Source organism: Microvirga splendida (assembly GCF_016427565.1).
Lineage (GTDB): Bacteria > Pseudomonadota > Alphaproteobacteria > Rhizobiales > Beijerinckiaceae > Microvirga > Microvirga splendida.
Genome location: NZ_JAELXT010000001.1, coordinates 278,626 through 298,893 on the forward strand (window position 1 = coordinate 278,626; position 20,268 = coordinate 298,893).

The following is a 20,268-nucleotide window of genomic DNA, read 5'->3' on the forward strand; positions in this document are numbered from 1 at the left end:
ATCTCACATTCAGAAGACAGTCCTATTGTAGTCAGTCCATCTTGCCACTGAGCGGCTTTCTGCGAGAGAAGCAAAATAACACTAGGTCTATCGGGGCAGCCCTGAATGAAACGACGTAGCGCAAGCGAACCCAACTCTCCGTCAGTGGGAGCACGCCAGCCTGCCGGGAGGGATCGAGACTGGAAAGCCATTGCCGAGATCATCCCACAAATGGTTTGGTTGGCGCAGCCCGATGGCGGCAACGACTATTACAGCGGTCGCTGGTATGAATTCACAGGCGTTCCCGTTGGCGTTGCTCACGAGGACGGCTGGAGAGAGGTGGCGCACCCTGACGACCGCAGCCGGGTAGAGGCCCGATGGGAGCACTCCGTCACAACCGGGGAAAAATTTGAAACGGAGTATCGCATTCGCCATCGTTCCGGCGAGTATCGGTGGATTCTGAGCCAAGCCGCACCGTCCTATGACGATCACGGCAGGATCGAGCGGTGGTTCGGCACCAGCACGGACATCCATGCGGCTAAGATGACTGAAGCGGCACTGGCGCGGAGTGAAGAGCAGTATCGTGCGCTTCTTGAGGTCAGCGCCGGGGTCGTATGGCTCGCCACGCCAGACGGAATGATCACTGAGGCAAGAGGCTGGAAAGACTTTACCGGACAGGACGAGGATAAAGCTGTTGGGTTGGGCACTCTCAACGTCGTCCACCTCGATGACAGGGAGAGGACCCGACAAGCGTGGTTGGCAGCCGTAGCGTCTGCTGTCCCTTATCAGCATGAGTGTCGTGTGTGGCACGCCAGCGGTGAGTACCGCTGGACGCTGAACAGCGCCGTACCCATCAAGAACCCCGATGGTTCGATCCGTGAATGGATTGGCACCCTGAGCGACATCCACGAACGTAAGCAGGCCGAGGAACAACTCCGTGCCAGCGAGGAACGACTCCGGCTTGCTTTACAGGTCGGAAGAATGTCGGCATGGGAGCTAGACCTCGAAACCGGCGAGATTTCGAGTGCCAAGAACCTGCCCGACTTGCTTGGGCATTCACCCCGCTCCCTTTCCGGCTTTCTGGAGAGGGTCCACCCCGATGACCTGCACAAGCGGGAGGCGTTCTTCCGCGAGATTGCGGCGCAAGGCGCAAGCAGCATTGAGCTTCGTTACCTCTTACCGAGCAATCAAGTGCAATGGGTTGGTATTCGCGCCGAGAAGCGTGGGCCAAGTCAGATCGTTGGCGTCACCTTCGATATCAGCGAGCGCAAGGCGGCAGAGGAAGAGATCTGGCGCGCTGCCAACCACGATCCGCTGACGGGGCTCCCTAATCGTGCCCTGTTCCAGCAGCGTCTGGAGCAGGCACTAGCCGAGGCCAAGCGCAGTGAAACGAGCGTGAGCTTCCTCATGCTCGATCTGGACGAGTTCAAGGTGATCAATGACCTCCTTGGCCATGATGCAGGTGACGCGGTGCTGCGAGAGGTCGCGAGCCGTCTGGAGGGCATTACCCGTCAGTGCGATACTGTTGCACGGTTTGGAGGCGATGAGTTCGGGATCATTCTAGTCGAGCCGATGCGGCTTGAGCATTCGATCAGATATGCAGAGCGGGTGATTAAGCGCCTGCGGCAGCCGTTCTCCTATACAGGCCGGAAGCTAATCATCAAAGGCAGCATCGGCGTCACGGCCTTCCCTGATCACCACGCTGACCCGATGGCTTTGATGAAGGCAGCCGACATCGCCCTCTATCGGGCTAAGGCTCAAGGCCGCAACAGGGTCGTGGTCTACACATCGGAGATGGGGCAAGACATCGAAGATCAGGCTGCTCTCAGGCAGCAGGTGCGGAAGGCGCTCTTGCGAGAGCAGTTCCTGCCGCACTACCAGCCCAAGATCGATCTCGCCTCTGGGAGGATCGTTGGATTCGAGGCGCTTGCGCGATGGGAGAATCCTAGCCGAGGCATCCTGACGCCAGCCGCTTTCAGCGCAGCGTTCGCTGATCCGGAGCTTGGGGTAGCCCTTGGCAAGCAGATCATCAGTCGAGCCGCACAAGATATGCGGCAATGGCTCGATAACGGCATCGACTTCGGGCGCGTCGCTGTCAACCTCTCATCGGCAGAGTTCAACCGTCCTCACCTTGCGGAGGAAGTTCTGAGCCTCTTGGATGCTGCGAAAGTCCCGCCGGAGCGGCTGGAGGTGGAAATCACCGAGACGGTCCTGCTCGGCAGAAGCGCGGAGTATGCCGGGACAATCCTCCGGACGCTTTGCGAACGAGGGGTGCGGATCGCCCTTGACGACTTCGGCACCGGCTATGCCTCACTGACCCACCTCAAGCAGTTTCCGGTCGATCACGTCAAAATCGACCGAAGCTTCGTTCGGGACTTGGAGGAGGATGCCGACGATGCGGCAATCGTCGCAGCGGTCATCAGCCTCGGTCACAGCCTCAACCTCGCGATCACCGCCGAAGGCGTCGAAACACCCGGTCAGGCCCTGCGGCTGCGCGCTCTAGGTTGCCACCATGCCCAAGGCTTCCTCTATTCACAGGCCGTGACGGCTTCCGAGGTGCCGGAGTTCATCGCCAGTTGGAGCAATTGGGAGACGAAAAGCTCTGGCTGATCGATAGGGTCTTACGGACCATCTTCATCACGGACGGACGTAGCTCCCGCTCTACACGGGCAGCGGGAAGCTTATGATGCAATCCGCTCAAGATCGGGTGGAGGCTCTGCGCCATTCTCCTTACGCAACCTCTCCAAACGGGCCTTGGCGATCTCGTGGTAACGCTGGTTGGCCTCGACACTGATGAATCCACGGCCATTCTGGTAGGCCGCAGCAGCGGTCGTGCCGGAGCCGCCAAAGGGATCAAGCACAACGGCACCGGGGCTGCTACAGGCTCGGACGATCCTCTCGATCATTGGCAGGGGAAACTGCGCTGGATGGTCCGTCTTGTCCTTTGACGCAGTTCTCCCACCCACCACACGGTCAAAGTACCAATAGTCGGTCGGGTTCTTTCCGGCAGGATTGTTCCTCTGATCGTTCGACCGATTGAGGGTGCCGTCGCGGACATCATCAAGGTGGAACACGTAATTGGCCGGATCTTTCACCAACCACATCCACCGCTCGGTGCGGTGAGCAAACCTCTTGGAGTAGGCTAACCCGCCCTCGAAGTGCCAGACGACCTCTTGGATGAGGTGCAACCCGTGCCGAGCGAGAAGCGGATAGTAGAGATATGTCAGCGGAACGGCCTGACCAACTTCTGGTCTGAAATAGCCGACATTGAGCCAAAGCGCGCCCGTGGGACTTAGGAGCCGTGGTATGGAGGACACCCACCGTTCTGCAAAGTTCAGGTACTCCTCGACCGAAAGATCAGCCTCATACTCCTTACCAGCATTATAGGGAGGGCTGGTCACGATAAGATCCACAGACCTGCTTTCCATGCCGTGCATGAAGTCGATGCAGTCGGCATGCACCAATCTCTGGACCGTTGAATGGCCCATCCCGCGCGGTGCTTCCCTCCTGATCGTTGCAGGCTTCCGGACGCGCGCAGTCGGGGCCAATGCGGCTATGGCAGCCTCAAGGCTGGCAATGCGCCCCTTGCCCTGTTCCAGCCCACGGATCGTGGGGATCGAGAGGTTGCTCCGCTCCGACAGTTTCTGGAGTGACCATCGCTTTTTTAACCGAGCCTCTTGGACGCGGGCACCTAGACTGCTGGCTGGCGAAAGGCCAGCAATCGGTATCCGAAGGTGGTCGAGGATGGGGATCAGGGTCTTGAGCGTTCCCGCTCCTTGTTCGGCCAGCCATACGGCACGGGGTGTCACACCGATGGTTTGGGCCAACTCCTCTTGAGAGAGGATTGCGCGCTGACGCGCATCTCGGATTGCGGGGGCAAATTTCATGAAAGGAATCGACAGGAGAGACTGTCTGAACCTTTCATGGTTCGGTGGTAGAACTCAAGGGAAACATTCTGCTCCAAGAGTTCACACAGGTCGAGAATCCACCCTCGCCAGAAACGCACGATGAAAGCGTTAAAACAGCGTTGGCATCGGCTCTCGGCACACTTGAGCCACCCTCCGCATAGAGACTGTCGCTCCACCGTACCGGAAGCGAAGACTTCGGAAATCCTGAAGGCTGAGGTGCCATTGGCTGCTGGCTGTGAGGGCTTGGCCAACCATGATCCTTGCAAGGGCCGGAAGGTCGATGCGGCCTACCACTGACCCGACCTCGATCTGATCGGGCTTGTCCCACGTCCTTGTCATGGCCTCACGGACATCCGCCTGACCAAGCAGTGGTCCGATACGCACGATGGCGTGAGCGGTGATCTCGAACCTTCCAGCCCCCTCCTCCACTGCTATCCAGCCCCAGATCGCCGCACTGAACCACCACCGGGAAAGCTGACGACACAGGTTGAAGCGGTTGCGGAGGTCGGAACGGAACTGCGTAATTGCACCCTGAGCATTCGCGGTGGCACCCAACCTGATTGTGACCGGTACGAATCGGCAATCAGGAGCATCAAACCCCTTCAGCACGGCGCGACACTCCCGCCGGATCTGACGCTTTCGACAGCGATCACAGCCGGGACTGCCACAGCGATAGCGGCCATTCCAGCCAACCCCGCAGTCGAGAGCTTCAGGTGTCACGGCCACAGAGCTTTTTCGAACCGGCGTAGGTCCGAAGCGGACTGGAATTCTATGGCCACCATATCGATCAAGTCGCCGCTATGTGGGTTCTCATTTATCCAGTCTTGAACCTCGTCCGAGACCGGAACGATCATCAGGAAAACGTCAGGATCGGCAGCAGGCCAGCGTTGTGCGTCGTTGAAGTGTAGGAGGAAGTAAATTGCATCCCTCTCACTGGCGCACACGAGCCCCACGAGGCTTGTAGGCTCGATGAATGTCGCTTCTGACGGGAGACCTGCCCGTTCGGCAAGTTCGCAGGCGTAGTTCAGAGGCACTGGATAAATTGCGGAAGGCTTGGGGAGCATCAGATAAACCCTTTTATGAGGTATTTATCTGATGCTCTGGATAGCGACTTCTCCCAAAGGGCGAGGCATAGAACTAGCTTCGCGTATCAGCGCCGACGTTGTGCGACCGGCCTTCCCTTCGGAACCTCATCGAAATTCTTGAGATAGGGTTCCGCAGATTTACGCCAAATCCGCTCGAACTGCTCGACACCCCAAATCATGAGATAGGCTTCTTCCGGCGACGGCATGATATTCAGGCTGCGATCACGGCGCTCTGCTGCCATTTCGGTTGCCTCTTGAAGAGTAGGAAGCATCTGCTTCCGCAGACGCTCCCAGATCTCTTCGTGCCGGTCCAATCGAGCCTCAAGGGCTGTGATCTGCTCCGTCAGGGCAGTGATAATCTCAAGGATCTCTTCGCTCATCATCGCCGCCCTCCTGTCAGGTCTTTGAGTGCATGATGGAGAGCGACACCTGACAGCATCCTCGACGGATGTTCGTCCTGCATATGGCGCTGAAACCATCCCCTAAGCTCGTCAACGTCCTTTGCAAGAGCTTCGGAGACTGCACTCACTGTGCCGTCTGGATCTACAACGGTAGGACGGGCCTTAGCCCCGTTTTCAAGGGCTGCCACACGGTCCAGCGCATCTTCAAGGGCAGCCGTCAGAATCTCGTTATCTTTTGAAAGCTGCTCCACCTGATCAATGAGGGAGAAGAGGACTTGGAGAACTTGGTCACTCATTGGAGCTTACCCTTTTTCAAGGAAGCTCCTCGGCCCTTCCAAAGACCCAACGGATTGTAACGAGCCCGAATGATTGGCAGCTTCTTGTCAGGCGCAGGCTTGACCTCTTCCCATGCAATGATGGTGGGCAGCATCGCGTCCAAGTGGACCTCAAGGTTCGCCCCTTCGAACTGATCGTACCAGAAGCGCAGGAAGTAAGGCCATGAGTAGTTGGTGCCACACCTCTTGTCGGTGAACGTCCCCATCAAAGCATTGTCGGGATATTCATGAACAGTCCTCTTGTACTGTTCCTTGAGGTAATGATGGGTAACGATGTCGATCTTTCCCTCGCTAGCCTTGTGGTCCACATACGACATCCAGAAACCCGGATCGTGCAATTGAACCGTACCAGACCAAGCAGACAATGCTGGTGACGGCGTAAATGCCTGTGTCTGAGTGAAAAACTGCACGTTCATCGCATAGCGAGCGGATGACCACTTCCCCTTGTGACCCTTGCCGTTGTCATAGTGATTGAACGTGGCAACGGTAATAAGAATCGCCGGAGGGATGTCGTTGAGGCTAACCACCTGAGAAGAGTCAATAAGCGTATCCTGCTGGATTTGAACAGTGTTGGCGGACACAAGCGCGTCTCGCATATTATCAAAAATACCTGCCATAAACATTCTCTATAAAAATACATAAATATAAAAATATCGATCAGATATTTCTTAATGATCGATGCTTTATTTAAGCATAATACAGAGTATTTTTCAATTTATATTATTAGTAAATCTAGTCTATACGCAGTGACCGCTCCGCCTTATCGCTGATTTCTGCAACGTGTATTGAACAATCTATAAGCAACAATGTATAAAAAGTAATTATAATGAGATTTAGGACATCTCAGGCAAATCACATCGGCTGCGCCTCATTCCTCGCTTCGCTCGGACAATTAACTGAGGTCGCATTCGCTCCTCATGCCAAAGGATAAGGGCAAGTGGTCGTCTTCCTCATAACCGGGACAAGAAGATCAAAAAGGGGAAACCTGCGAGACGACGCCGTGCCCTTGATCCGCATGCCCCACCCGCACCCTGTTACGAACTCTCGCTGCTCACACAGCCAAGAACCCTTCACTACCGATTCAATTGTTGCGCTTGATCGTGACTGTCGGGTGGTTGCGGCGCTTGGATGGCAGTGAAATTAGATACAGAGGGTCGGGCTTCAAAAGCGAAGCAACGCTGTCTCGGTTGCGATCATGTCGCAACACGTCTGTACCTTCTCGCCTATGGGGGTTTGGTCGCGAGCGCCACCAGCATGAACCCGACGAGGCAAGAATGCGTAGATGAGATTCTACGTTGATGCTACGTTTGTCGGGATTAGACGGGAATGGACGGGATCAATCGGGAACCACAATTCCACCAGCCCAACCGTGTGACAGCCTGCCACATCGTTGAATTGAAAGGAAAACTCTTGTCACTGTTGAACTTCGGGTCATCGCTCCCACATTTGGTATTCCCGTTCAACAAACGAAAGGAGGTGATCCAGTGTCTCATTGTCATACCCTACGGTCCCCGGTTGCCGTGACCTGGATCTTGGCCTCTGCCGAGATTGGTGCGTAACGCACGCGCATCGTGCGGAAAAGTGGTTTCCGGTTTTCCGCGCTAAACGATGCGCCCTGAAGAAGGGAGCATCGAATGGATCCCAAAAGTGCCCCCCACTTTTGGGTCCGATGCTCAAGGAACGGCTCCTTACGGGCCGTGGAACCGACAATGGAAAGGCCGCCCTTCGGGGCGGCCTTTCTTGTTTTCAGGCGCTGAGCAGCTTGCCCGTGCGCCGCGCCTCGGTGCCGGCCACCTTGGCCAAACGCATCCCTTTGGTGACGAAGCGCTGGGCGATCCGGGCGAACATCACGCCGTCGCAGGGTGCCGTCGCTGGAACCACCGCGCCGGTCAGCGGATCCACGACATCCCCGATCACGTCGCCTTCTCTCACCCGGTCACCGATGTCCGCCTTGAAGACCAGGATGCCGTAGGCGGGCGCCTGGACCGGCTCGGAGGCGGCCAGCGGCGTGGCCCGGCACAGGGGCTCCGGCACCTGCGGAGCCTCGCCGGCGATGACGCCGCGCAGGATCAGGTAATCGACGACCGCCGCCGCATCGGCCTGCCCCGTCTCGTGGCTCACGTCCCGCTCGCCCCGGAACTCCAGAGTGGTCGAGTGGCAGCCGAAGGGGATCGGGCGATCCGGGAAACGGTCGGCCAGTTCCGCCCACGGGCGGCTGCAGGCTTCGTCGAAGGGCTCGTCGCCGGACACGTCGGCGACGAGATAGGCATGGGCGCCGATCAGGGCGGAGAGCGGCGCGAATTCCTCCTCCGAACGAGTATGCGTGTAGAGATGCACCACGGCTTCCGAGTCGCAATGCATGTCGAGCACGATGTCAGCCTCTTGCGCGAGGCCCAGCAGGGCCTTCTTCATCGCCTCGGCCGGATTGGCGGGCTCCCAGGCTTCGAGCTCCGCCCGCAGGGCCTCGCGGATGAGGCGCAGATTTTGCGCGCCGTCATCCGTCAGCTTGCCGTCGATACGCTCAGCCACCTTCGGCACGAGATCGGGATAGCCGCGATTGAAGTTGATGCCGTCGGAAAGATTGAAGCGGCCGATATGGTCGCCCAGCACCCTCTGCGCCAGGCCGATGGGATTGGCCGAGGGCACGAGCACGATCTCGCCTTTGATGCGTCCCTCGCTTTCGAGGGCGGTGAGGCGCTCGCGCAGGTGGTGGGCGGCGATCATGCCGGGAATCTCGTCCGCGTGGAGCGAGGCCTGGACATGGATGCGCGGGCGGGCGCCTTCCTGGCCGAAGCGCTGGACCGTCAGGGAGAGGTCGGCTCCGGGAGCCAGCGGAGCAAGGGCGATCTGTTCTGTTCTCATCACCAATCAGCAGGTTGAAGCGCGTGCTGCCCGACGCGTTTACGGCAGGCTCTTCAGGTAGCCTGCCACCCCTGCGATGGGAAGACGAAGCGCTCGGGATTCGTCACGATGGCGGCCAGGCCCTGCAGGGCCGGCTCGGGATTGACGATGGCGTAGACCGGCACCCGCCTCGCCCAGGCATCGTGCGGCGCCTTGCGGTCGAAGGCCTCGCGGAAGCCGCCGGACTGGAGGATGTCGATCATCCGGGGCGCGATGCCGCCGGCGATGAACACGCCACCGGAGGATTCGAAGGTGAGCGCGAGATCGCCGGCGAAGCGGCCGAGGAAGCGGGCGAACAGGTCCAGCGCGTCCTTCGCCAGCGCGTCGCCCTCGCGGGCGGCGGCCAGGACGTCATTGGGCATGGTGAAGGGGCAGTCGACGCAGCGGTGCGCCGCCAGGGCCTTGGCAATGCGGAAGAGACCGGGCCCGGAGAGCACCACCTCGCCGGAGACGCGGTCGCCGACCCGCTCGAGGTGCGGCCAGAGGGCGGTTTCCTCCTCCGTAGTGGGTCCGAATTCCATGTGGCCCGCCTCGGTTGCCAGGATGGCGAAGCGATCCTCCACCGGCACCAGGGCGCCGGCACCGAGCCCCGTGCCCGGTCCCAGCACCACGCGGGCACCAGATCTGGCCGGCGGGAAGGCGCCTATGGGCGCAAGATCGCCCCTGCCCTCGTCGAGCACCGTCACGGACGCCGCGACCGGCGTGTAGTCGTTGACGAGGGTCACGCGCTCGAGGTTGAGCGCCCGGCCGATAGCCTCGGCATCGATGACCCATTGGGCATTGGTGAGGCGGATGGCGGGCGCGTCGACGCGGGTCGCAACCGCAATGATGGCGGAGCGCGGAGCTGTTCCGGCATAGGCTTCAAGCGCGATCCTGATGGCCCCGACCGGATCCGGCGTCTGCGCCGTGAGGGCGCGTGGCAGGAGCTGAACGGGCTCGCCGGGCGCAGGCAGAACGGCGAAGCGGGCATTGGTGCCGCCGATATCGCCGAGCAGAACGGGAAATGCGAACATCGAAGCCTATCGTCCTTTTTCGCCTGTGACGCCCGATCGTGACGATCAGAACGCCTCCTCCCAGCTCCGGCTCAGGCGCACGGCCGAGTTGATGAGGCCGACCATGGAATAGGTCTGGGGAAAGTTGCCCCAGAGCTCCCCGGTGGTGAAGTCCGCATCCTCGGAGAAGAGGCCGAAGGAGTTGCGCAGGCTCAGGATGTGCTCGAACAACTCCTTCGCCTCCTCCTTGCGCCCGATGGCGCTCAAGGCATCCACGTACCAGAAGCCGCAGATCATGAAAGCCGTGTGCATGAGCCCGAAATCGTCCTCCACATCATAACGCAGAAGCAGGTCACCCCGTCGCAGGGTTTTTCCCACGGCCTCCACGGTGGCGACGAAGCGCGGGTCCTCCGCCTTCACGAAATCGAGTTCAGCCAGGAGCAGGAGCGTCGCGTCGAGATCCTCGCCGTCGAAGGAGGACACGAAGGTGCCCTTGTCGGCATTGTAGGAGTGCTCGTTGATCACCCGGTGCATGTGCTCGGCGTTCTCGCGCCAGAAGGCGGCCCGGTCCTCGCGCCCCATGGCCTCGGCGATCTTGGTGAGCCGGTCGCAGGCCGCCCAGCACATCACGCTCGGAAAGGTATGCACAGCCGCCTTGGTGCGCAGCTCCCACGGGCCGGCATCGGGCTGGTCGAACACCTCGATGGCACGCTGGCCGAGCTTTTCCAGGTGCTCGAACAGGGCCCGGTTGCCGGTGCGGATGAGGCGCTTGTCGAGGAAGGCGTGAACGGAGGCGAGCACGACGCTGCCATAGGCATCGTTCTGGATCTGGGTGTAGGCGGCATTGCCGACACGCACCGGACCCATGCCGCGGTAGCCTGCCAGCGCCGTCGCCTCCCGCTCGTCGAGATCGGGCGAGCGGGTGATGCTGAAGAGCGGCGGCATGTCCTTCTGGTCGGGGATGGCATCCATGTCGTCGACGATGTTGGTGATGTAGGTGAGGTATTCCTCCATCGTCTTCGTGGTGCCGAGCCGGTTGAGGGCCTGGATCACGAAATAGGCGTCGCGCAGCCAGCAATAGCGGTAATCCCAGTTGCGCTGCGTGTTCGGCGCCTCGGGCACCGAGGTGGTGAGCGCCGCCACGATGGCGCCGGTCTCCTCGAAATTGCACAGCTTGAGCGTGATGGCGGCGCGGATCACCGCCTCCTGCCAGTCGAACGGAATGGAGAGCGAGCGCACCCAGTCGCGCCAGAAATCCACCGTGCTGTCGAGGAAGGCGCGGGCCGTGGTGTCGGCTTCCGAGCGCAGGGGCTCATCCTCGCCGAAGAAGAACGACATAGGCCGGTCGACCACGAAGAAGCGCTCGTCCTGAACGTAGGAGATCGACGCATCGGTGGTCAGGCGAAGGGACGTGTCGGGACCGACGAAGCGCAGATGATTGCTGCCGCGCGTCTGGCCGGGCGGATGCTCGCCCCATTCGAAATGCGGCCGCAGGCGGACGCGGATGCGCGGGCGCCCCTTCACGGGCTGCACCCGGCGGATCAGCATGGGCGGGCGGAAGGTGCGGTCGAAATGCTTGAAGCGCGGCGCGAAATCCGTGACCTCGACGACGTTGCCGAAGGAATCCGTCATGCGCGACACGAGAACCGCCGTGTTCTCGAGATAGCGCTGTTCGCAACTCACCATGCCGGCCATGTCGATGGCGAAGATGCCCTTCTGGTCCGCATCGCTCTGGCCCTCGGGGCAATCGAGCAGGGCGGAGAAGACGGGGTCGCCATCGAAACGCGGAAAGCAGCTCCAGACGATCTGCGCACGGCGATCGACCAGTGCCGAAATCATGCAATTGCCGATGACGGCAAGATCCAGCGAACTCATGTCAACTATTACCCTCGTCGAAAGGAAGAGAACCCTCGGACGCCCACGCGGACAGGCAGCGCCGCAGCTCGGCGGGGGTGCCGAGGCGCACCTTGGCGATGGTCTCGCCGCCGCCGATGCGCACGGACAGGCCGCCATGGGCGTTCACGGCCTTGAAGCCGTTCTCGTCGGTCAGGTCGTCGCCGATGAAGATCGGGCGCCGCCCCCTGTAGGGGGCCTCGTGAAGAAACCGCTCGATCACCTTGCCCTTCCCGGCCGCCGAGGGAAGGATCTCTGCCACAGCTTTGCCGTGCTGAACACGGTAATCGTGCCCTAAGGCCTCCATGGCCGCGTGCGCGGTGGCGAGCGCGAATTCCTTCTCGTGGGGAGCCAGCCGCCAGTGGATCGCGACGGAGCAGCCCTTGTCTTCGATCAGGACGCCTTCCTTGCCGGCCACGATCTGCTTGAGGCGCTCCACCATGTCCCGCAGGACGGGGTGCTCGTCCGGATCGCACATGGAGAGCCGGCCTGCGATGCGCTGCTCGAGGCCGTGCAGCCCGGCGATGTCGAACTCGTGCGGCGCAAGGCGCCCGTCCAGAAAGGCAATGGGCCGTCCGCTGATGATGGCGAGCGCGCCGCCCAGCCGCTCCTGCAGATCCGTGAGCACCTTCGGCAGGGCCGGGTCGACCGCAACCGCATCGGGACGTTCGACGATGTCGACGAGCGTTCCGTCGAAATCCAGAAAGAGCGCGAAATTCTCGTTTGTCTCGTCCATTACCTTCTGTCCTGCGGAAATCTCACGCATTGGCGGCCGCCTGTCTGCGCCCTCTGGCGATCAGCCGCCGGATCCGCTGCTGCTTGCGCAGGCGCGATGCCGCGAGCAGCATCTGCCCGGCCCAGCGATAGACGTTGCGCTCCTTGACCTGATCGCGCATGAGCCGCATCCGCTCGCGTTGCTCCGGCTCCGGCATGGTGAGCGCCCGGTTGATGGCCTGCCCCATGGCATAGGCATTGTAGGGGTTGACGATCAGCGCCTCCGACAATTCGCGCGAGGCTCCCGCGAAGGCCGAGAGGATGAGCACGCCCTGCTCGTCGTCGCGGGCAGCCACGAACTCCTTGGCCACGAGGTTCATGCCGTCGTGCAGGCTCGACACGATGCACAGATCCGCCGCGCGGAAGAGCTCGAACACCTCGTTGGGCTCGTGGTGGCGGACGAGCAGCTTGATCGGCTCGTAACCGTCGCCGCCATGGCGGTCGTTGATGTCACGGGCGAGGGCCTCCGCCTCCTCCTGCAGCAGGCGGTAGTTCGCCAGCTTGCTGCGGGTCGGCGCCGCGACCTGGATGAAGGAGAAGTTGCCGTGCCATTCAGGATGCTCCGTCAACAGCGCGTCGATGGCCTGCATGCGGTCGATGATGCCCTTGGTGTAGTCGAACCGTTCGATGCCGACACCAATACGCATGTCCGGCGACAGGCCCAAGCGCTCGCGCACGACGCGGCGGCACTCCTCCACTGGCTTCTGGCCCTCCATGGCCGTCGGGGGCCACTCGATGGAGATCGGATAGGGCCGGATCAGGGTCTCCTCGCCCCCGAAGAACACCGAATCCCTCTCCCGATCGATGCGGCTTTCCACGTAGGAATCGACCGAATCAAGGAAGTTGTTGCAGTGGGCCTGGGTATGGAAGCCGAGGATCGACGAGCCGAGCAGCCCGTCGACGATCTCCTCGCGCCACGGGCAGATGCCGAAGGTCTCGGCATTCGGCCAGGGGATATGCCAGAAGGTCACGATGGTCGCCCGGGGCAGCCGGTCCCGGATCATGCGCGGCAGCAGGGCGAAATGGTAGTCCTGCACCAGGATGATCGGATCCTCGCGCTTGGCCTCGGCCACGATGGCCTCGGCGAATTTCTCGTTCACGGAGCGGTAGAACTGCCAGTCGGCCTCGCGGAAGACCGGCCGCACGAAGGCGATGTGGCAGAGCGGCCAGAGCCCCTCGTTGGCGGCGCCGTAGTAATAGCCGTCCTGCTCCTCTTCCGACAGCCAGACCCGGCGCAGGGTGTAGGACGGGTTATTCGGCGGCACGGGCACCCGGTCGTTGGCGTCAACCACGTCCCTGTCGGCCGAGCCGCTGCCATGGGCGACCCAGGTGCCGCCGCAGGCGCGCACCACGGGCTCCAGGGCCGACACGAGGCCGCTTGCGGGAATCTGAAGGGCGACCTCGCCCGTCTGGGTGCGGTTGTGGATGTAGGGCTCGCGGTTCGACACCACGATGACCTCGGAGCCGGACAATTCGTTGGCGAGCGCGGCCCGCAGGGTCTCCGGGCTCCAGTCCGTATGCGCGGCATCGATGGTCCGCCGGGAGGACTCCAGCTCCTGGAGCACGTCGCGGATCTCCTTGCCGAGAGGGATGATGTTCTCCTCGGCGGCGGGCTGCGCATCGCCCGCGCGGGCACTCTCCAGCGCCTGCCGGATGGAGGCAAGCCATCGCCGCATGATGAGGGCGGCGATCATGGCGGCAAGGGCCGCGGCCCCGAAGGCGACGCCGGCGAGGGCCAGGAAGAGGTAGTTTCTCGCCTCCCCGCCGCGCTGATCGGCGTAGCTCAGGTCGTGCAGGACCACGAGGTGGCCCAGCCGTCCGCCCGCATTCAGGGGGAAGGAGCTGACGAGAATATTGCGATTCTGGCTTCTGACGGTGGAGAAGCTCTCCGAATCGGAGCGGGCGGCCTCCGCGCAGGAGAACGATGGCGGCATGTTGGCCGTGGGGAAGCGCAGCTCCTGCCCGTCGCAATAGCCGATGGCCAGGACGCGTTCGTCGGCTGCGATTCGCTCGAACAGGGCGGCCACCTGCTGGGCATCGTTGCGGACGAGAAGGCCCGTGACCTGGTCGCGGACGGAGTTGAACACCAGGCGGGACCGCAGCTCGACGTCGCGGCGCGACCATTGCTCCACGAAGGATGTCGCAAAGGGCAGCACCGCCAGGATGACGATGGCGGCCACGAGCAATGCGATGCCGCCGAAGCGGAAGATGATCCTCAAAACACTCAGTTCCTCAAGAAAACCAGCACCGTCATCGAAGGGGAGGCCTGGCCTCGGAGCGACCTTCGGAATGCCTTCGACGGAGGGCCACGGGGATGCGGCCTTCGCCCCTGTTATGGGTTTTTCGACGGAACTTTCCAGCCTTGACCGGAGCTGGAGACGGGTTCTGCCTGGATTTGCAACAAAAAACGCGGCCGGACTGAGGGATCCGGCCGCGTCTGATTACGCAAGGTCATTACAGAAGGCTAGTGCTCGCGGAAGGCGCGGGCGATCTGCTCCTTCATGGGCTTGAAGAAGTATTCCAGCGGGGTGCGCTCGTTCACCTCGACGAAGACTTCCGCCTGCATGCCGGCGATGAGTTGCACTTTATCGAGCTTCTTGATCTGATCCTGAGGCAGGTCGACCCTGACCGTGTAGAAGGTCATGCCGGTCTGCTGGTCGCGGGACACGTCCGCCGAGATGCGGGTGACCTTGCCGTGCAGCTCCGGCGTGTGGCGGGCATTGGCGGCATGGACGCGCACCGTTGCCTTCTGGCCGATCTTCACCTGATCGATCTCGTTGGGGAGAACCCGGGCCTCGAGCTCGAGCTTCTCGTTCACGGGAACGATGTTCATCACCGGCTCGGCGGGCGAGATCACGCCCCCGATGGTGTGAACGTTGAGCTGGTGGACGAAGCCGTCGCTCGGCGCGCGGATGTCGATGCGCTTGAGCTGGTCTTCGGCGGCCACGCGACGCTCGGTGTATTCCGCGATCTTGCCCTGGATCTCGCGCAGTTCCTGAACAGCCTCGGCCAGCATCTGCTCGTCGATCTGGATGATCTGGAACTCGGTTTCCGCGATGCGGCTCTCCGCCTGGGCCACGGCAGCGATGAGCTGGCCGCGCTGGCCTTCGATGCTGGCGGCGTCACGCTCGAGAGCGTTGAGGCGCGTGATCGGAACCAGGTTCTTCTGGTACAGGTCCCGGACGCCCTTCAGCTCATCCACGATCAGCTCGGCCTCGCGGGCCTTGGCTTCCTGCTGCGCCTTCAATCCCCGGATCTCGTCCTGGGACTGGGTGATGCGCTTCTTGAGCTGATCCTTCTGCGCCTCGCGGGAGGCACGGCGCGCGGTGAACAGGGTCCGCTCCGAGGACATGATCTTGTGAATGGCCGGATCGTTGAGCCGGTTGGCGAACTCGGCCGGCGTCGCGACCTCGGACGCGCCGTCGCGTTCCGCCTCCAGGCGGGCCTGGCGGCCGAGATACTCGTCGAGCTGCTTGGCGACGACCTGCAGGTTGGCGCGGGTCACCGTCTCGTCGAGGCGAATCAGGAGATCGCCCTGGGAGACGCGGTCGCCTTCCTGGACCTTCAGCTCGCCGACGATGCCGCCGGTGGAGTGCTGGATCTTCTTGACGCTGGTGTCGACCACGAACTGACCGCCGGCCACGACGGCGCCGGACAGGGTCGAGGTCGCCGCCCACAGGCCGATCGTGCCGCCGAACAGGGCGATCATGGCCACGCCGCCGATGGTGGACTGGCGCAGGATCCGCTGGTGGACGGACGGTTTCTTTTCGGGAGCTTGAATGACCAACATTTAACCAACCTCTCGCAGGCTAGCCGCCTGGGCGGCGGGCGCCTGCTGCGGGCGCACCGGAGCCGGCGTCGCATTGCGTTTCATGACGGATTGCAGGACCTCGTCCCGCGGGCCGACGGCCTTGATGCGGCCCTCTTCCATAATGGCGACCTGATCGACTTGGCCGAGAGCGGCCGGGCGGTGGGTGATGACGACCACGATGCCGCCGCGCTTCCTCACCGCCAGGATGGCCTGGTTCAGGGCCTCGTCGCCGGCGCCGTCGAGGCTGGCGTTCGGTTCGTCGAGCACGACCAGGAACGGGTTGCCGTAAAGGGCGCGGGCGAGCGCCACGCGCTGACGCTGGCCGCCCGAGAGCGATGCGCCGCTTTCGCCGATGCGGGTGTCGTAGCCGTCGGGCAGGTTGAGGATGAGCTCGTGGGCCCCGGCCGTCTGCGCCGCCATGATGACGTCGTCCGGCTTGGCGTCGGGCTGGAAGCGGGCGATGTTCTCGGCCACGGTGCCTTCGAACAGTTCCACGTCCTGCGGCAGGTAGCCGATGTGGCGGCCGAGCGGATCGGCCTCCCACTGGTCGAGGGCGGCGCCGTCCAGGCGGATCTCGCCGCGCAGGGTCGGCCACACGCCGACGAGCGCACGGGCGAGCGTCGACTTGCCGGAAGCGCTGGGGCCGATGAGGCCCAGGCCCTGGCCGGCCTGGAGCTGGAGGGTGGCGGCCTGCACGATGGGCAGCGGGGCGCCCGGCGCACCGACATAGACCTCGTCCACCAGGAGGGTGGACTTGGGCGCGGGGAGCGGCATGCGCTGGCCCTGGGCCGGCACGATGGACATGATGTGCGCGAGGCGGCGATAGGCCTGGCGGGAGGCGGTAAAGCCCTTCCAGTGCGCCACGGCGATTTCGATGGGCGCCAGGGCGCGGGACATCAGGATCGAGCCGGCGATCATCAGACCACCCGACATCTCGCCCTTGATCACGTAGTAGGCGCCCAGGCCCAGGACGGCCGACTGCAGGACCATGCGGAACACCTTGGCGAAGGCGCTGATGCCGGCAGACGACTCGCTCGCCATCAGGCCGTCGTTGACGTGGCGGACATGCACCTCGTCATAGCGCTTGGCCAGGAAGCCCAGCATGCCGTTGGCACGGATGGACTCAGCGTTGCGGCGGCTGGTCTCCGCGATCGCGTGCCGCTCGGCGCCGCTCTTGGTCACCTCGTAGGACGGCGCCTTGCTCTTGGCATCCGTGTAGATGGTGAGGCCGATGATGATGACACCGCCCACCACCGACAGAACGCCGATGCCCGGATGGATCATGAAGCAGCCGATGAGGAAGATCGGCATGAAGGGCATGTCGAACAGGGCCGTGGGGCCGAGGCTCGAGAGAAAGCCGCGGATCGTGTCGAGATCGCGGATCGGCTGCATGCTCTCGGCCTGCTTGGCGCCCTTCAGCGGCATCGTGGCCACGAGGTCGAAGACACGATGCGACAGGAGCTCGTCGAAACGGGCGCCGATGCGCGCCAGCATCCGGCTGCGGATCATGTCGAGGCCGCCCGAAAGCGAGTAGGCCGCCAGCGTGATCAAGGAGAGGCCGATCAGGGTAGCGATGCTCTGGCTCGACAGCACCCGGTCATAGACTTGGAGCATGTAAATGGAGCCCGTCAGGGCCAGAAGGTTGACCACCGCCGAAAAAACGGCAACCCCCGTGAACGAAGGAAGGCAGGATTTCAGAGCGTCCTGGACCTCTGTGCTTTCTTCCCGATTTCTCGATGCCTGCTTCATGTCTTCTTTCCATCAGCGCACGCGTAACCGGCGCTAGCTTGATTGCAGTGCCGCTCCGCAAGGTTATCACCTAGCACAGCGGTGGCCATTTGGCGATGGCTGCCATATCGGGGTTTTGGCCCCACAAGAGTATCTCTTCATAGTTAGGCCTGGTGGCCCGCGTTGCTCACTACTCTTATGGGTATTGAAGTGCCCCTAAGGTGTCGCTTTCCGTTACGCCACCTGTTGTAACCCTATTATATGTAACTATGTCAATAAAAAGTTCTTAATAGATCTTCATCAATGTGCGCAAAATCACCCTACCTCTTTGTTTAGAGAGGGTTGCGCTGCAACCACTAACCTTCACCATAACGCTTTGGTAAACATTCGTGGTTAATCGTCTGTGACCTGCAAATGAGGTCGCATTATGGACAGCACCGAACGTCTTCAGGATCGCGATTCAGCCAAGCAAGAGGCCGGGGCATCGTCCGACAGCACCGTCCGCGACGTCTCTCCGGCCAGCGCTGCCCTGGCCGCGGCCATCGAGAGCGCGCGTGAGAGCGCCAAGCTGGCGCTCCAGCCGTCCGAAGCGAAGGCCTCGGATGCTGCCGGCCGCCGGGTCGTCCCCTCCGGGTTGATCGCACAGGCGGCCATGGCCCTTCTGCTGATCGGGACCGGCTGGTCCGCCTCTTATCTGGGAACGCTCGCCAACCGCGACGCCATCGAGAAGCTCGAAGCCGAGACTGCCCGCAGCCAGGAGATCCTTGCGCGCCTGAGCAGCGACCTCGAAGCTCTCAAGACCACGGCTGCGGCCTTCAAGGAGATCGAACACACCGCATCCACTACGGCGAAGTCGGCACAGGCGAAGCTCACCGATAGGGTCGAACGGCTTGCAATCACCCTCCAGGAGCCTGCCAAGAAGCTCTCCTCGATCGAGGGACGGCTGGACAAGATGGAAAGCCAGATCGCGACCACCCTGGCGGCCCTGACCACGAAGCCTGCGACGCCTCCTGCTCCCGCGGCACCTCCGGTCACGGAAGCAGCGGCGCGGGAAGAGGCGCCTGCCCCTAAATCCGTCAAGAGCGAGCCCGTGGACGGCTGGGTGCTGCGCGAGGTCTACAAAGGCGCGGCGCTCGTGGAGAGCCGCAACCGCCGGCTTTACGAGGTCATGCCCGGCGGCATCCTGCCCGGCGTCGGCAAGGTCGAGGCCATCGAGCGCCGCGGCACCCGCTGGGTCGTGCTCACCGACAAGGGCTTCATCGGCACCTATCGGTAAACATCGGCCACCAAACCCCGCAGGCTGTAGACGAGCCCCGCGAAGATCGCGAGGCTCGCCACGTAAAGAAGGACGAACCAGAGCAGGCGCTTCCCGCGCCGCTCTCCAGGCCGATGCGCGTCGTCCCGCATCAGTGATATCCGTAGCCGCCGCCCGAGATCTCCTCCGCCACCTTGCCGCGGAAGACCCAATAGGCATAGGCCGTGTAGGCAAACGTGAGCGGCATGACGATGGCGAAGCCCACGAGCGCAAAGAGCTGCGAACTGACCGTGTTGGCCGTGTCCCAGATCGTGAGGTTCGGCGGCACGTTGTAGGGAAAGAGGCTGATGCCCAGACCCAGGTAGCCGAGCAGGAACAGCCCGATGGTCAGGAAGAAGGGCCGGTAATGGCGCCCCTCCTCCAGATCGCGGAAGAGCCGGTAGGCCAGATAGGCCGTGACCAGGGGAATCGGCGCCAGGAAGGCGATGTTGGGCCAGGAGAACCAGCGCGTCTCGATCTCGCGGCCGAGGAACGGCACCCACAGGGACACCGCCGCCATGGCCACGATGGTGAGCAGCAGAAAGCGCACCGCCATGCGCCGCGCCCAGATCTCCAGTTCGCCCGTGGTCTTCATCACGCACCAGGTCGCGCCCAGAAGCGCATAGCCGAAGATCAGGCTGACGCCGGTGAGCACGCTGAAGGGCGTGAGGAAGTCGAAGGTGCCGCCGGTGAACTGGCGCCCGTCATTGGCGAAGCCCTGCACGAAGGCGCCCAGCACCATGCCCTGGAAGAAGGTGGCAGTCAGGGAGCCGAAGAAGAAGGCATTGTCCCAAAGGAATTTCGAGCGCTCCGCCTTGAAGCGGAACTCGAACGCCACGCCGCGGAAGATGAGCGCGATCAGCATGAGGATGATCGGCACGTAGAGCGCCGGCATCAGCACCGCATAGGCCACATGGAACACGGCGAAGAGCCCGCCGCCGCCGAGGATGAGCCAGGTCTCGTTGCCGTCCCAGATGGGCGCGACGGAAAACATCATGCGGTCGCGCCAGTTCTCGTTGTGGGCGGCCTTGAACAGGATGCCGACCCCGAGATCGAAGCCGTCGACGATCACGTACATGGCCACCGCAACCGCGATGAGGCCCGACCAGATCAGCGGCAGCCAGAAGGCCAGTCCTTCGTATTCCGTTCCGAAACCGAACATGGTGC

At 62.4% G+C, this 20,268-nt stretch carries 15 protein-coding genes; 2 read left to right on the forward strand and 13 right to left on the reverse strand.

The features are described 5' to 3' along the window. Positions 1-105: 105 nt before the first annotated feature. Positions 106-2,589, forward strand: a complete 2,484-nt coding sequence (locus JAO75_RS01355; protein WP_199046017.1) for a bifunctional diguanylate cyclase/phosphodiesterase — start codon at positions 106-108, stop codon at positions 2,587-2,589. 71 nt (positions 2,590-2,660) lie between these two features. Here JAO75_RS01355 and JAO75_RS01360 read toward each other — a convergent pair whose 3' ends face one another. The 12 genes from JAO75_RS01360 to JAO75_RS01415 form a co-directional block, all read right to left on the reverse strand. Beyond that, the gene (locus tag JAO75_RS01360) at positions 2,661-3,866 is read right to left on the reverse strand and encodes a DNA methyltransferase (RefSeq protein WP_199046019.1); all 1,206 of its coding nucleotides are present in this window, start codon (positions 3,864-3,866) and stop codon (positions 2,661-2,663) included. A 737-nt stretch (positions 3,867-4,603) separates the two neighbouring features. Beyond that, a complete protein-coding gene (locus JAO75_RS01365; protein ID WP_199046021.1) occupies positions 4,604-4,951 on the reverse strand; it encodes a hypothetical protein in 348 nt (115 codons plus the stop codon). An 86-nt stretch (positions 4,952-5,037) separates the two neighbouring features. Continuing rightward, entirely contained in the window at positions 5,038-5,355 is a 318-nt protein-coding gene (locus tag JAO75_RS01370; RefSeq protein ID WP_210340129.1) for a hypothetical protein, read from the reverse strand. Next, complete coding sequence (locus JAO75_RS01375) at positions 5,352-5,669, reverse strand: hypothetical protein (protein ID WP_199046024.1); 318 nt, start codon at positions 5,667-5,669, stop codon at positions 5,352-5,354. Before JAO75_RS01375 ends, JAO75_RS01370 begins: the two co-directional genes overlap by 4 nt. Beyond that, the gene (locus JAO75_RS01380) at positions 5,666-6,325 is read right to left on the reverse strand and encodes a hypothetical protein (RefSeq protein WP_199046025.1); all 660 of its coding nucleotides are present in this window, start codon (positions 6,323-6,325) and stop codon (positions 5,666-5,668) included. Before JAO75_RS01380 ends, JAO75_RS01375 begins: the two co-directional genes overlap by 4 nt. A gap of 1,129 nt (positions 6,326-7,454) precedes the next feature. Further along, complete coding sequence (locus tag JAO75_RS01385; protein ID WP_199046026.1) at positions 7,455-8,570, reverse strand: succinylglutamate desuccinylase/aspartoacylase family protein; 1,116 nt, start codon at positions 8,568-8,570, stop codon at positions 7,455-7,457. A 53-nt stretch (positions 8,571-8,623) separates the two neighbouring features. Further along, positions 8,624-9,604 carry a glucokinase gene (locus JAO75_RS01390; protein ID WP_425523141.1) on the reverse strand — a complete coding sequence of 327 codons (981 nt, stop codon included), beginning with the start codon at positions 9,602-9,604 and terminating at the stop codon, positions 8,624-8,626. A 63-nt stretch (positions 9,605-9,667) separates the two neighbouring features. Continuing rightward, positions 9,668-11,476, reverse strand: a complete 1,809-nt coding sequence (locus JAO75_RS01395) for a glycoside hydrolase family 15 protein (protein WP_199046029.1) — start codon at positions 11,474-11,476, stop codon at positions 9,668-9,670. A gap of 1 nt (position 11,477) precedes the next feature. Beyond that, positions 11,478-12,230: a trehalose-phosphatase gene (gene otsB, locus JAO75_RS01400; RefSeq protein ID WP_199046031.1), complete on the reverse strand. Its 753-nt coding sequence runs from the start codon at positions 12,228-12,230 to the stop codon at positions 11,478-11,480. 22 nt (positions 12,231-12,252) lie between these two features. After that, positions 12,253-14,487 (reverse strand): trehalose-6-phosphate synthase, encoded by a 2,235-nt coding sequence (locus JAO75_RS01405; protein ID WP_199046033.1) that lies wholly within the window; start codon positions 14,485-14,487, stop codon positions 12,253-12,255. A gap of 245 nt (positions 14,488-14,732) precedes the next feature. After that, positions 14,733-16,058, reverse strand: a complete 1,326-nt coding sequence (locus JAO75_RS01410) for an HlyD family type I secretion periplasmic adaptor subunit (protein ID WP_199046035.1) — start codon at positions 16,056-16,058, stop codon at positions 14,733-14,735. Further along, positions 16,059-17,828, reverse strand: coding sequence for a type I secretion system permease/ATPase (locus tag JAO75_RS01415; protein WP_199046037.1), 1,770 nt, complete (start codon positions 17,826-17,828; stop codon positions 16,059-16,061). A 406-nt stretch (positions 17,829-18,234) separates the two neighbouring features. Here JAO75_RS01415 and JAO75_RS01420 point away from each other — a divergent pair, with 406 nt between their 5' ends. Next, on the forward strand, positions 18,235-19,083 hold the full coding sequence (locus JAO75_RS01420) for a hypothetical protein (protein ID WP_199046039.1): 849 nt from the start codon (positions 18,235-18,237) through the stop codon (positions 19,081-19,083). A 130-nt stretch (positions 19,084-19,213) separates the two neighbouring features. On the opposite strand, the gene cydB is transcribed toward JAO75_RS01420, so the two are convergent. Then, positions 19,214-20,263 (reverse strand): cytochrome d ubiquinol oxidase subunit II, encoded by a 1,050-nt coding sequence (cydB, locus tag JAO75_RS01425; RefSeq protein ID WP_199046040.1) that lies wholly within the window; start codon positions 20,261-20,263, stop codon positions 19,214-19,216. Positions 20,264-20,268 lie beyond the last annotated feature (5 nt).